This is a genomic window from Pseudomonas sp. RA_35y_Pfl2_P32 (assembly GCF_963970735.1).
Classification (GTDB): Bacteria; Pseudomonadota; Gammaproteobacteria; order Pseudomonadales; family Pseudomonadaceae; genus Aquipseudomonas.
The window spans coordinates 1-13,493 of record NZ_CAXAQF010000020.1 but is presented as its reverse complement, the minus strand read 5'-3'; the positions used below and the strand labels follow the sequence as shown (position 1 = coordinate 13,493).

General features: G+C 56.4%; 10 protein-coding genes. All 10 read left to right on the top strand.

The genetic code is table 11. The annotated features are described in order from the left end of the window. Positions 1–17: 17 nt before the first annotated feature. The 10 genes from atpA to AACY45_RS19935 all read left to right on the top strand — a co-directional run bounded on the left by atpA (position 18) and on the right by AACY45_RS19935 (position 13,389). Positions 18–1,562: a F0F1 ATP synthase subunit alpha gene (gene atpA / locus AACY45_RS19980; protein ID WP_339547069.1), complete on the top strand. Its 1,545-nt coding sequence runs from the start codon at positions 18–20 to the stop codon at positions 1,560–1,562. 50 nt (positions 1,563–1,612) lie between these two features. Next, entirely contained in the window at positions 1,613–2,473 is an 861-nt protein-coding gene (gene atpG, locus AACY45_RS19975) for a F0F1 ATP synthase subunit gamma (protein WP_042556891.1), read from the top strand. A gap of 27 nt (positions 2,474–2,500) precedes the next feature. Then, positions 2,501–3,880 carry a F0F1 ATP synthase subunit beta gene (atpD, locus tag AACY45_RS19970; protein ID WP_339547068.1) on the top strand — a complete coding sequence of 460 codons (1,380 nt, stop codon included), beginning with the start codon at positions 2,501–2,503 and terminating at the stop codon, positions 3,878–3,880. Positions 3,881–3,925: 45 nt separating this feature from the next. Further along, positions 3,926–4,351: a F0F1 ATP synthase subunit epsilon gene (locus AACY45_RS19965; RefSeq protein WP_166588885.1), complete on the top strand. Its 426-nt coding sequence runs from the start codon at positions 3,926–3,928 to the stop codon at positions 4,349–4,351. 116 nt (positions 4,352–4,467) lie between these two features. After that, positions 4,468–5,835, top strand: a complete 1,368-nt coding sequence (glmU, locus tag AACY45_RS19960) for a bifunctional UDP-N-acetylglucosamine diphosphorylase/glucosamine-1-phosphate N-acetyltransferase GlmU (RefSeq protein ID WP_339547067.1) — start codon at positions 4,468–4,470, stop codon at positions 5,833–5,835. A 159-nt stretch (positions 5,836–5,994) separates the two neighbouring features. Beyond that, positions 5,995–6,771 carry a DeoR/GlpR family DNA-binding transcription regulator gene (locus AACY45_RS19955; RefSeq protein ID WP_339547066.1) on the top strand — a complete coding sequence of 259 codons (777 nt, stop codon included), beginning with the start codon at positions 5,995–5,997 and terminating at the stop codon, positions 6,769–6,771. A gap of 1 nt (position 6,772) precedes the next feature. Beyond that, positions 6,773–8,605 (top strand): glutamine--fructose-6-phosphate transaminase (isomerizing), encoded by a 1,833-nt coding sequence (glmS, locus tag AACY45_RS19950; RefSeq protein WP_339547065.1) that lies wholly within the window; start codon positions 6,773–6,775, stop codon positions 8,603–8,605. Between the two features lie 290 nt (positions 8,606–8,895). Then, entirely contained in the window at positions 8,896–9,753 is an 858-nt protein-coding gene (locus AACY45_RS19945; RefSeq protein ID WP_339547064.1) for a TnsA endonuclease N-terminal domain-containing protein, read from the top strand. 1 nt (position 9,754) lies between these two features. Then, positions 9,755–11,944 carry a Mu transposase C-terminal domain-containing protein gene (locus tag AACY45_RS19940; RefSeq protein WP_339547063.1) on the top strand — a complete coding sequence of 730 codons (2,190 nt, stop codon included), beginning with the start codon at positions 9,755–9,757 and terminating at the stop codon, positions 11,942–11,944. Further along, the gene (locus AACY45_RS19935) at positions 11,941–13,389 is read left to right on the top strand and encodes an ATP-binding protein (protein WP_339547062.1); all 1,449 of its coding nucleotides are present in this window, start codon (positions 11,941–11,943) and stop codon (positions 13,387–13,389) included. The genes AACY45_RS19940 and AACY45_RS19935 overlap by 4 nt, the downstream gene beginning before the upstream one ends. Positions 13,390–13,493: the final 104 nt, after the last annotated feature.

Genomic DNA, 13,493 nt, shown 5'->3' with positions numbered 1-13,493 from the left:
GAAGGGGCAGCAGAGCAATGCAGCAACTCAATCCTTCCGAAATAAGTGAAATTATCAAGGGCCGCATCGAAAAGCTCGATGTGACCTCCCAAGCCCGTAACGAAGGCACTGTCGTCAGCGTATCTGACGGTATCGTGCGGATTCACGGTCTGGCCGACGTCATGTACGGCGAGATGATCGAGTTTCCGGGCGGCGTCTTCGGTATGGCTCTCAACCTGGAGCAGGACTCCGTAGGTGCCGTTGTATTGGGCGCATACCAGTCCCTGGCTGAAGGCATGAGCGCCAAGTGCACCGGCCGCATCCTCGAAGTTCCGGTTGGTAAGGAACTGCTGGGTCGCGTAGTCGATGCACTGGGTAACCCAGTTGACGGCAAAGGTCCGCTGAACAACACCGAGACCGATGCGGTCGAGAAAGTTGCTCCAGGCGTGATCTGGCGTAAGTCGGTAGACCAGCCTGTACAGACTGGCTACAAGGCTGTCGATGCCATGATCCCAGTCGGCCGTGGCCAGCGTGAGCTGATCATCGGTGACCGTCAGATCGGTAAAACCGCTTTGGCGATCGACGCGATCATCAACCAGAAAGACAGCGGCATCTTCTGCGTCTACGTAGCGATCGGTCAGAAACAATCGACCATCGCCAACGTGGTTCGCAAGCTGGAAGAAAACGGCGCACTGGCTAACACCATCGTCGTGGCTGCGAGCGCCTCGGAATCTGCAGCACTGCAGTTCCTGGCACCGTACTCCGGTTGCACCATGGGCGAATACTTCCGCGACCGCGGTGAAGACGCGCTGATCGTTTATGACGATTTGTCCAAGCAAGCAGTGGCTTACCGCCAGATTTCCCTGCTGCTGCGCCGTCCACCAGGCCGTGAAGCTTACCCAGGCGACGTGTTCTATCTCCACTCCCGTCTGCTGGAGCGCGCATCCCGCGTTTCGGAAGAATACGTAGAGAAGTTCACCAACGGCGCAGTGACCGGCAAAACCGGTTCCCTGACCGCACTGCCGATCATCGAAACCCAGGCTGGCGACGTTTCCGCGTTCGTTCCGACCAACGTGATTTCCATCACCGACGGTCAGATCTTCCTGGAATCGGCCATGTTCAACTCCGGGATCCGTCCTGCTGTGAACGCCGGTGTTTCGGTATCCCGTGTGGGTGGTGCCGCTCAGACCAAGATCATCAAGAAGCTCTCCGGTGGTATCCGTACCGCTCTGGCTCAGTACCGTGAACTGGCGGCATTCGCCCAGTTCGCTTCTGACCTGGACGAAGCGACCCGTAAGCAACTTGAGCATGGTCAGCGCGTTACCGAGCTGATGAAGCAGAAGCAATACGCACCAATGTCGATCGCTGACATGGCGCTGTCGCTGTATGCCGCTGAGCGTGGGTTCCTGACTGACGTTGAAATCGCCAAGATCGGCAGCTTCGAACAAGCGCTGATTGCTTTCTTCAACCGCGATCACGCCGATTTGATGGCGAAGATCAACGTGAAGGGTGACTTCAATGACGAAATCGACGCTGGCATGAAAGCCGGTATCGAGAAGTTCAAGGCCACCCAAACCTGGTAAGCCGCAGCGGGAGCCGCAAGGCTCCCGCTTGCTAACCTGATAGGTGTTACATGGCAGGCGCAAAAGAGATTCGCAGTAAGATTGCGAGCATCAAAAGCACGCAAAAGATTACCAGCGCCATGGAAAAAGTGGCGGTCAGCAAAATGCGCAAGGCACAAATGCGCATGGCTGCTAGCCGTCCTTACGCGGAGCGCATCCGCCAGGTTATTGGTCATCTGGCCAACGCCAACCCGGAATATCGCCACCCCTTCATGATCGACCGTGAAATCAAGCGCGTCGGTTACGTGGTAGTGAGCAGTGACCGTGGTCTGTGTGGTGGCTTGAACACCAACCTGTTCAAGGCCCTGGTCAAGGACATGGCGGTAAACCGCGAAAATGGCGTCGAGATCGATCTGTGTGTTGTTGGTAGCAAGGGTGCGGCTTTCTTCCGCAACTTCGGCGGTAACGTCGTAGCAGCTATCAGCCACCTGGGTGAAGAACCATCGATCAATGATCTGATCGGCAGCGTCAAGGTGATGCTGGATGCCTACCTGGACGGCCGTATCGACCGCCTGAGCGTGGTATCCAACAAGTTCATCAACACCATGACGCAACAGCCTACCGTGGAGCAGTTGATTCCGCTGGTGGCAACCCCGGATCAAGGACTCAAGCACCACTGGGACTATCTCTACGAACCGGATGCCAAGGAGCTGCTGGACGGCTTGATGGTCCGTTACGTGGAGTCGCAGGTCTACCAGGCGGTGGTCGAGAACAACGCAGCTGAACAAGCGGCGCGGATGATCGCAATGAAGAACGCTACCGACAACGCCGGTGACTTGATCAGCGATTTGCAGCTGATCTACAACAAGGCGCGTCAGGCTGCGATCACCCAAGAGATCTCGGAAATCGTCGGCGGCGCTGCCGCGGTTTAACGGTTCAAATATTCAGAGGATCCAGCTATGAGTAGCGGACGTATCGTTCAAATCATCGGCGCCGTTATCGACGTGGAATTTCCACGCGACAGCGTACCGAGCATCTACAACGCGCTGACAGTTCAAAGCGCGGCCGCAACCACTCTGGAAGTTCAGCAACAGCTGGGCGACGGCGTGGTTCGTACCATTGCGATGGGCTCCACCGAGGGCTTGAAGCGTGGTCTGGACGTCGTCGACTCCGGCGCAGCCATCTCCGTACCAGTCGGTAAAGCGACCCTGGGCCGGATCATGGACGTTCTGGGCAACCCGATCGACGAAGCAGGTCCAATCGACACCGAAGAGCGCTGGGGCATTCACCGTCCTGCGCCAACCTTCGCGGAACAAGCGGGCGGCAACGACCTGCTGGAAACCGGCATCAAGGTTATCGACCTGGTTTGCCCGTTCGCCAAGGGCGGTAAAGTCGGTCTGTTCGGTGGTGCCGGTGTAGGCAAAACCGTAAACATGATGGAACTGATCCGTAACATCGCCATCGAGCACAGCGGTTATTCCGTGTTCGCCGGTGTGGGTGAGCGTACTCGTGAGGGTAACGACTTCTACCACGAGATGAAGGACTCCAACGTTCTGGACAAAGTGGCACTGGTTTACGGTCAGATGAACGAGCCGCCGGGTAACCGTCTGCGCGTAGCACTGACTGGCCTGACCATGGCCGAGAAGTTCCGTGACGAAGGTAACGACGTTCTGCTGTTCGTCGACAACATCTATCGTTACACCCTGGCCGGTACTGAAGTATCCGCACTGTTGGGCCGTATGCCTTCTGCAGTAGGTTACCAGCCGACCCTGGCTGAAGAGATGGGCACTCTGCAAGAGCGCATCACTTCGACCAAAAACGGTTCGATCACCTCGATCCAAGCGGTATACGTACCAGCGGATGACTTGACTGACCCGTCGCCAGCGACCACCTTCGCCCACTTGGACGCCACCGTCGTTCTGTCCCGTGACATCGCTTCCCTGGGTATCTACCCAGCGGTAGACCCACTGGACTCGACTTCGCGTCAGCTGGATCCGAACGTGATCGGTCAGGACCACTACGACACCGCTCGCGGCGTACAGTATGTTCTGCAGCGTTACAAAGAACTGAAGGACATCATTGCGATCCTGGGTATGGACGAGCTGTCGGAAGCCGACAAGCAGTTGGTAAACCGTGCTCGTAAGATCCAGCGTTTCTTGTCGCAGCCGTTCTTCGTGGCTGAAGTCTTCACCGGTGCTTCGGGTAAATACGTTTCCCTGAAAGACACCATTGCTGGCTTCAAAGGCATCCTCAACGGTGACTACGACCACCTGCCAGAACAAGCGTTCTACATGGTTGGCGGCATCGAAGAAGCGATCGAGAAAGCCAAGAAACTGTAATCCAGGCGCCCGGCGACGGGCGCTAATTTAGGTTGAGGCAATCAGATGGCTATGACAGTCCATTGCGACATCGTCAGCGCGGAAGGAGAAATCTTTTCCGGCCTGGTCGAGATGGTGATTGCGCACGGTGCACTAGGTGATCTTGGTATCGCCCTGGGTCACGCGCCGCTGATCACTAATCTGAAACCGGGTCCGATCCGCCTGATCAAGCAAGGCGGGGAGCCCGAGGTGTTCTACATCTCCGGTGGTTTCCTCGAGGTTCAGCCGAACATGGTCAAGGTACTTGCCGATACCGTGCAACGTGCTGCCGACCTGGATGAAGCCTCCGCTCAGGAAGCCGTCAAGGCTGCCGAGAAGGCCCTGCATGAACGCGGCGCGGAGTTCGATTACGGTTCCGCTTCCGCACGTCTGGCCGAGGCCGCAGCTCAGCTGCGCACCGTCCAGCAGATCCGCAAGAAGTTCGGCGGCTAATAGCCTCCCGCTTGTTGTGTGATTGATTAAAAAGGGTAGCCTCGGCTACCCTTTTTCTTTTTTTGCAATTCACCTCTTGGTCGCAGCCGCTGACCACCCAGGATTGGTAGCCAGTCATGTCACTAGAAATCGTTATCCTCGCCGCAGGTCAAGGCACTCGCATGCGTTCAGCCTTGCCCAAAGTGCTTCATCCGGTGGCAGGCAACTCGATGCTTGGCCATGTTATCCACAGCGCCCGGCAGCTTCAGCCACAGCGCATTCATGTGGTGATCGGCCACGGCGCCGACGCCGTGCGAGAGCGCCTGGCGGCGGATGACCTGAACTTTGTCCTGCAGGACCAGCAACTGGGCACTGGCCATGCCGTGGCCCAGGCGGTGCCGTTCATCACGGCCGACACCGTATTGATTCTCTACGGCGACGTGCCCCTGATCGAAGTCGAGACCCTGCAACGCCTGCTGACTCACGTGGCGCCCCAACAGCTGGGCTTGTTGACGGTCGAGCTGGACGACCCGACGGGCTATGGCCGCATCGTGCGCGACGCGGCCGGCAAGGTCACGGCCATCGTCGAACAGAAAGACGCCAACGAGGCCGAGCGGGCTATCACCGAAGGCAACACCGGGATTCTCGCGGTGCCTTTCGAGCGTCTGGGTGACTGGATGAGCCGGCTGTCCAACAACAACGCCCAGGGCGAGTACTACCTGACAGACGTGATTGCCATGGCCGTCGGCGATGGCCTGGTGGTCGCTACCGAACAACCCCACGACGCCATGGAAGTGCAGGGCGCCAACGACCGCAAGCAACTCGCCGAACTGGAGCGTCATTACCAACTGCGCGCCAGCCGTCGACTGATGGCCCAAGGGGTGACATTGCGCGATCCGGCACGCTTTGACGTGCGCGGCGAAGTGACCGTCGGTCGGGATGTGCTGATTGATATCAACGTGATTCTCGAGGGTCGCGTGGTCATCGAGGACGACGTGGTGATCGGTCCGAACTGCGTGATCAAGGACAGCACCCTGCGCAAAGGCGTGGTGGTCAAAGCCAACAGTCACATAGATGGCGCCATTCTGGGTGAAGGCAGCGACGCTGGCCCGTTCGCCCGTCTGCGTCCGGGTACCGTCCTGGAGGCGAGGGCCCATGTGGGTAACTTTGTCGAACTGAAAAACGCCCACTTGGGCGAAGGCGCCAAGGCCGGCCACCTGACCTACCTGGGCGACGCTGAAATCGGTGCCCGCAGCAACATCGGCGCGGGCACCATCACCTGCAACTACGATGGCGCCAACAAGTGGAAAACTGTGTTGGGCGAAGACGTGTTCATCGGCTCCAACAACTCGTTGGTAGCGCCTGTGGATATCTCGGCCGGTGCAACCACCGCGGCCGGATCGACCATCACCGCCAATGTGGATAAGTCCCAACTGGCAGTGGCCAGGGCCAGACAGAAAAATATCGACGGTTGGAAACGCCCGGAGAAGATCAAGAAGGTCTGATTTATCCACAGCGTCATGATCCATCCACTTCGCGGGTCAGCCCGCTCCTCCTAGGAGCAAGGCTTGCCCGCGAAGCTTTTTTTCTTCTCCCGCTTGACGAAGTTTCGCTGATAGGTTTTGATTGCTTTCGTTATCTTTCGAAACGAAACTTACCCCGCCATGTCGAAACGCAACACGCCCCTCCGCCGACACAACATCCTTGCCTTGCTCACCGAGCAGGGTGAAGTCAGTGTGGATGAGTTGGCCAAACGCTTCGAAACCTCGGAAGTGACGATTCGCAAGGATCTGGCCGCGCTGGAAAGCCATGGCCTGCTGTTACGACGGTATGGCGGCGCAATCACCATGCCCCAAGAATTGGTCAGCGATCCCAGCCAGCCGGTCTCCCATTACAAACAGGCCATCGCTCGCGCCGCCGTGCAGCGGATTCGCGAGCATGCGCGCATCATCATCGACAGCGGCAGCACCACGGCGGCCATGATTCCCCAACTAGGCCTGCAGCCTGGCCTGGTGGTCATGACCAACTCCCTGCACGTGGCCAACGCCCTGAGCGAACTGGAACACGAGCCCGTGCTGTTGATGACCGGCGGAACCTGGGACCCCCATTCCGAGTCATTCCAGGGGCAAGTGGCCGAGCAGGTCCTGCGCTCCTACGATTTCGACCAGTTGTTCATCGGTGCCGACGGCATCGACCTGGTGCGTGGTACCACCACCTTCAATGAGTTGCTCGGCCTCAGCCGGGTCATGGCCGATGTGGCCCGCGAAGTGATCGTGATGGTCGAATCCGACAAGATCGGACGCAAGATCCCGAACCTGGAGCTGCCATGGAGCAGCGTCCATACCCTTATTACCGATGATCGCCTGCCCATCGAAGCGCGCGATCAGATTCAGGCCCGCGGCATACACTTGATTTGCGCGGCAGTCAGCCAGGAGAAATAGCATGTGTGGAATTGTCGGCGCCGTTGCGGAACGTAATATCACCGCCATCTTGCTCGAAGGCCTCAAGCGCCTTGAATACCGCGGCTATGACAGCGCCGGTGTGGCAGTCTTCACCCACGACAATACGCTGGAGCGCATGCGTCGTCCGGGCAAGGTCAGCGAGCTGGAGCAGGCCCTGGAAACCGCGCCGCTGGTCGGCCGCCTGGGCATCGCCCACACCCGCTGGGCCACCCACGGCGCCCCGTGCGAGCGGAACGCCCACCCGCATTTCTCCGGCGACCTGGCGGTGGTGCACAACGGCATCATCGAAAACCACGAAGCCCTGCGCGAACAGCTCAAGGCCCTGGGTTACGTGTTCACCTCGGACACCGATACCGAAGTCATCGCCCACCTGCTCAACCACAAGCTCAAGGACCAGCCCGACCTGACCGCCGCCCTCAAGGTCACGGTCAAGGAACTGCACGGTGCCTATGGCCTGGCCGTGATCAGCGCCCAGCAGCCGGATCGCCTGGTGGCCGCCCGCAGTGGCAGCCCGCTGGTGATCGGCCTGGGCCTGGGCGAGAACTTCCTCGCCTCCGACCAACTGGCATTGCGTCAGGTCACCGACCGCTTCATGTACCTGGAAGAGGGCGATATCGCCGAAATCCACCGTGACAGCGTGCAGATCTGGGATATCGACGGCCAGGCCGTGGAACGCGAGTCGGTGCAGTACCGCGACAACGCCGAATCGGCCGAGAAGGGCAAGTACCGGCACTTCATGCTCAAGGAAATCCACGAGCAGCCGTCCGTGGTCCAGCGCACCCTGGAAGGCCGCCTGAGCCAGAACCAGGTGCTGGTCCAGGCCTTCGGCCCGCAAGCCGCTGAACTGTTCGCCAAAGTACGGAACGTGCAGATTGTCGCCTGCGGCACCAGTTACCACGCCGGCATGGTTGCCCGGTACTGGCTGGAAGAGCTGGCCGGGATTCCGTGCCAGGTCGAAGTCGCCAGCGAGTTCCGCTACCGCAAGGTCGTGGTGCAACCCGATTCCCTGTTCGTGACCATCTCCCAGTCCGGCGAAACCGCCGATACCCTGGCGGCCTTGCGAAACGCCAAGGAACTGGGCTTCCTCGCCAGCCTGGCGATCTGCAACGTCGGCATCAGCTCGCTGGTGCGCGAGTCCGACCTGACCCTGCTGACCCAGGCCGGTCGTGAAATCGGCGTGGCGTCGACCAAAGCGTTCACCACCCAACTGGTTGGCCTGCTGCTGTTGACCCTGTCCCTGGGTCAGGTCCGCGGCACCCTCGCCCCAGGCGTGGAGGCCGAACTGGTCGAAGAACTGCGTCGCCTGCCGATCCGCCTGGGCGAAGCCCTGGCCATGGACGGTATCGTCGAGAAAGTCGCCGAACTGTTCGCCGAGAAGCACCACACCCTGTTCCTGGGCCGTGGCGCGCAGTTCCCGGTGGCGATGGAAGGGGCGCTCAAGCTCAAGGAAATCTCCTACATCCACGCCGAAGCCTATCCGGCGGGCGAGCTCAAGCACGGCCCATTGGCCCTGGTCGACAACGACATGCCAGTGGTCACCGTGGCGCCGAACAACGAGCTGTTGGAAAAACTCAAATCCAACCTGCAGGAAGTTCGCGCCCGTGGCGGCCAGTTGATCGTGTTTGCCGACGAGAAAGCCGGCATGAGCAACGGCGAAGGCACCCACGTGGTGAACATGCCGCACATCCACGACATCCTGTCGCCGATCCTCTACACCATTCCGCTGCAACTGCTGTCGTACTACGTCGCCGTGCTCAAGGGCACTGATGTCGACCAGCCACGCAACCTGGCGAAGTCAGTGACTGTGGAATAAGTTATCCACAGCGAAGTCAAAATTGGTTTTTGACAATACATTTTGACAACAGACAAAATATTCTGACAACAAACAATATATTTTGACAAAATCCCCAAGCCCCTGATTTCAGGGGCTTTTCTTTTTTGAAGTCCTCCACCATATGTCTGATTATGGAATGTGAGCTCACTGAGAGGGTAGTCTGGGAGAGGCTTCAGACTTATTCACAGTGATATTTCTTTCCTAGGACTTTTTTGTACACATCCATTTTGGGGGACATGTGGAGGCAACAGAAGGTATGGGAGGTTGGCTTGCGTGGTCGTAGCTTCAAAATGCAATCCGATATTGATCGGCATATCGAAAAAGGCTTTGGGCAAGGAAGTCAGGAGCTGTATGTGCCTTGGCTAAGGGTTCAGGACGTTCCCTCTCATGGCCGGTCGCGCAAGGTACAGGGAGTAAAGATCAACCGGCTCCATCACCTGCTTTCTGATCTTGAATATGGATACCTGCTGGTAACCGAGTTCTCTCCTGAGGTTTTGGATATACGCGAGCAATATCCGATTCTTCCGCAATTAGAAGTCCAGTCGATTGCTCATTCTCTGAATATTCGCTATCCCACATATCCAGGCACCAAGCTGCCATATGTGATGACGACCGATTTCTTGCTCACCATTCGCCAGCCTGACGGAAGCACGCGGTTGGCTGCACGGACGCTCAAATACACTGAATCACTCAAGAGCGGGAAAGGGCTGAAAGGCACGTTGGAGAAGTTTCAGATCGAACGTGCCTACTGGAGCGATAGGGGGGTGGATTGGAACATCGTCACTGAGAAAGACGTTCCCGCCACTCTTATCCAGAATCTTGATTGGTTTCGAAACTCAGCTGTCCTCCAACGGCATCTCCAACAGCGCCCGCTTATCGAGACTTTCTTGGAGGAGCTCGGTCGAGTTCAGTCATACCAATGGCCTTTGGATCGTGTCTTACGGCACATCGCAGGGGCACTGTTTCTTCCCTACACCGACGCCAAAGCGATGTTTATGCACCTGGTCTGGAACAAATACGTCCTACTGGATCTGACAGCTGAGCGGCTTTCGATGAAAAGCACGCTGCCAGCGATCAACATCGTTTGGCCTGCCAGCAATCTAGATCACGACTTGAAGGTGGGTTGAAATGGTGGATCTATCCAAGAACGACATTCTTGAGGCGTTGACTGAACCCCATCTCTTGAAGGGAATGGTGAGGGTTCTTTGGATTGATAAGCGCAGCGATCAGATCGTATTGATTACTATCGAGCGCACACCCAAACGCCCATGGGTAATGCGCTTGTCTGAGCTGAAAAGCTGGCTGATTTCCGGTGATATCAAGACCGTCTCAATAGCTACTCCGACTTATATGATGAAGGTCGAAGAAGATCTTTCAGATAAGGAAAAAGCTTTTCGGGATAACAACTGGGCTCGTATCCAAGCCCTGGTCGACACTGATCCTCCTGACGATATTTTTCAGCCCAACGCCATGGGGCAAATGGTTAAAGCTCAAAGCCTACGACTCGAGACCCCCAAAAAGACTATCTACCGATTGCTGTACCGATATTGGATGGGTGGGCAGGTACGCAATGCTTTGCTCGCAGATCGAGTGAATGCCGGCGCCCCCGGTAAACCTCGGCAATACCGTGAGGGCCAGAAGCCAGGACGGCTTGCTCTATTCCAGGGAGTGAAAGCTTCGGTTCAATCGAAAGTGCTCACTGAGGCCGACAAAGGCTGCATCAAAATCGGCTTCGCACTGTTTGCGAAAGGTACCGTGGGAACCATCGCGGATGCTTACGTGAAAATGCTTCGGCGCTTTTATAAGGTCAAGGCAATGCACAATGATGAAAACGACGATACTCCGTTGCTTCCTGCCGGTGAGCTACCCACGGCCAAGCAGTTTGCTTACTGGGGCCACAAAGCTTTCGACGATATTGCCGTTTTGAGAGGCCGCACTGGCGAGCGCAATTGGCAGAAGGATCATCGACCTTTGACTGGTACGGTTCGAGAAGGCCTGAGAGGGCCAGGTCACCTATTTGAAATAGATGCCACCATCGCAGATGTCTATCTCGTCAGCCGTTATAACCGTAACTGGATCATCGGCCGGCCGGTCGTGTACGTCGTCATCGATACGTTTTCGGGAATGATCGTAGGGTTGTTCGTGGGGTTGGAGGGGCCAAGTTGGAACGGAGCTCGCCAAGCCCTCTATAACGCGTTCACGTCGAAGGTGGATTTCTGTGCGGCCAATGGCGTTGAAATTGAAGCTGCCGATTGGCCTTGTCATCACTTACCACACGAGGTTTTCGCTGACCGTGGTGAAATGCTTAGCGTTGCAGCCGAGGGGCTTGCGACCGGGCTACGCATCAATCTGGGCATTGCTCCTCCCTACCGCCCAGACTGGAAGGCCATCGTGGAAAGCTCATTCAAGGTTCTAAATACCACAACGCAAATTCACTGGATTGCTGGAGCCGTGCGTAGTCGCGTTAGAGAAAGGGGGGAGCGCGATAACCGTCTCGATGCCACGCTGAATCTGGAGGAGTTTACGAAGATCGTTATTGAAGGGGTTCTTCATTACAACCGCCACAACCGTCAGCCAGATCGGCTCACTAAAGAGATGATTACCGACCAGGTCGAGCCTACCCCCTTGGACATTTGGAATTGGGCGTTGAGAAATGACCGAATTGAAGCCAATAACCAATCGGAGGAGTTGATCTATCTTCACCTTCTGCCCCGAGACAACGGCTCCGTCCAAAAGGGGGGAGTCAAGTTTAAGGGGATGTTCTATGTGTGTGATTGGGCAATTGAGCAGAATTGGTTTGCTCGTGCCCGCCACAGAGGAGTCAGCAGCATCACTTGTTGGTACGACCCTAACTGCACGGAACATATCTGGCTTCAGGGGCCAGATCGCCATTTCATACGCTGTGATCTGCGCAATTCTGAAGAGCGGTATCGGGGCGTTCGCTTCGAGGAAGTGATCGATATGCTGGCGATTGTTAAGCAAGAGTCTCCGGAGAAAAAATACTCCAAACTGGCGAGTCGAGTTGCGCTTGATGCAACAATTTCGGGCGTTGTGGCGAATGCAGCAAAAGAGAAAAAGTCGACATTGGAGCCAGGGTCGAAGGCGGAGAAGCTTGGCAACATTCGGAACAATAGGTCTCACGAGCGCATGCAGGAGCGATCTGAGTCGTATGTGCCTGAAAATCTGAGAGCTGCCAACACAAGTCAGGGGGACCTAGCAGCGAAAGAAGGCACAGGGTCTGCTGACGATTATGCCGGCAGCCGTGGCGGTGAGGTTATTGATCTGCTAAGTCGGCTTCGCCCTGGAGGTGGCAAATGACTCAGAGTGCTCAGAATTTTGCGAAGTACGTAGGTTCTCCAGTGCTGGAGTTTCAAGGAAATCCGTTGATTGAAGCGCTACCTCCAATACTCTGTGAGATCGATGCTGCTTCGAGGATTTCCTATTTCCCTCCGGTCCCCGACGAGGAGAAGCAGCTCGAGAAATCTGTTCGGCTTCATTGCATCGACCGCATTCGTTCGATTGTTCAGCCTCTCCCAATTCATCTTGAGCTCGAGTCAGCGTTTTCATCGCTGTTGCGAAGTGGGTATGTCGGGCGTAATCCTATGTCTACGAACACGGTCAGGCATTTACACTCACTTTCAACGGGAAGAAGTTCAGAGGGATTTCGCTCAACCGCAAACACATTCAGTCTTGTTGGATTGAGTGGGATTGGAAAATCTACTGCGCTTGAATCGATTCTTCGTTTGTACCCGCAAACAATCATTCACCAACGCTATGCCGGACGCTCGTTCGTGCAGACGCAGATCACATGGTTGAAATTAGACTGTCCATTTGATGGTTCACTCAGTGGCCTGTGTCGGGCATTTTTTCGCGCTGTCGACCACGCTATTGGCCAAGACCGATATGCAAACAGCTATCGCGCGCGATATGGGTTACCTGACCTCATCCAGCGCATGGAACAAGTCGCGAGTACCTACTTTGTCGGTGCTCTTCTGATCGATGAAATTCAGCATCTACGCTCTGCTCGCACCGGTGGCAAAGACAACATGCTCAATTTCTTCGTCAATTTGATCAACTCGATTGGAATCCCGGTAGTTTTCATTGGCACCAATTCGATGATCAGTCTCTTTTCTGACGTGTTACGAAACGCCAGGCGAGGCTGCGGTCTCGGTGTTGTCGAATTTAAGAGGTTCGAGAAGGATGATCGACTATGGAGGATGATGGTCGAGTCTCTCTGGACGTACCAGTGGAGTCGTGAGGACAGCCCGCTGACAGCGGAGCTGTTCGATACCCTCTATGATTTGACCCAAGGTGTTACTGACTTTTTGGTGAAGCTGCTGATTCTAGGACAGCGCTTTGCGATTCAGAGCGGTGAGGAGTGCCTGACGCCAAGTACATTCAGACGAGTGTCTGACACGAAAATGCATATCCTCAAGCCGGCGCTTGCGGCACTGCGTAGCCGAGACCCTCGGCAGCTAAACCGCTTCGAGGACTTGCTGCCGATCGACGATCAGCTTCAAGGCATGATGACACTGGACGTGAATGATGCTCAGGATCGGTGGGCGCTGTTGCGTAGTATTACGCCGATGCCCCGGCCAGAAATCTCGCCGGAGAAGATTGAGAGCACACCAAAGGCCAAGCCAATAGGGGTGGAAAAGTCGAGACAGTTAACAAAATCTGCTGAGATGGCTCAGGCTGAGAACCCACTCGATAGGCTGAGTGAAGAAGGTTGGCTGAATACTGAATCGCCCCGGGTTTCGTAGACACCTCCATGCCTTAAAATGAGGCCAATCAGGAGGTGCCATGAGCAACCCGCGTTATCCCGAAGAATTCAAAATCCAAGCAGTCAATCAAGTGACCGAAAAGA

Bases quoted from the DNA above. Each gene is read 5' to 3' on its own strand.
- atpG (WP_042556891.1), top strand. From the start codon at position 1,613: ATGGCAGGCGCAAAAGAGATTCGCAGTAAGATTGCGAGCATCAAAAGC.
- AACY45_RS19940 (WP_339547063.1), top strand. From the start codon at position 9,755: ATGGTGGATCTATCCAAGAACGACATTCTTGAGGCGTTGACTGAACCC.
- AACY45_RS19955 (WP_339547066.1), top strand. From the start codon at position 5,995: ATGTCGAAACGCAACACGCCCCTCCGCCGACACAACATCCTTGCCTTG.
- glmS (WP_339547065.1), top strand. From the start codon at position 6,773: ATGTGTGGAATTGTCGGCGCCGTTGCGGAACGTAATATCACCGCCATC.
- AACY45_RS19965 (WP_166588885.1), top strand. From the start codon at position 3,926: ATGGCTATGACAGTCCATTGCGACATCGTCAGCGCGGAAGGAGAAATC.
- AACY45_RS19935 (WP_339547062.1), top strand. From the start codon at position 11,941: ATGACTCAGAGTGCTCAGAATTTTGCGAAGTACGTAGGTTCTCCAGTG.
- atpA (WP_339547069.1), top strand. From the start codon at position 18: ATGCAGCAACTCAATCCTTCCGAAATAAGTGAAATTATCAAGGGCCGC.
- atpD (WP_339547068.1), top strand. From the start codon at position 2,501: ATGAGTAGCGGACGTATCGTTCAAATCATCGGCGCCGTTATCGACGTG.
- glmU (WP_339547067.1), top strand. From the start codon at position 4,468: ATGTCACTAGAAATCGTTATCCTCGCCGCAGGTCAAGGCACTCGCATG.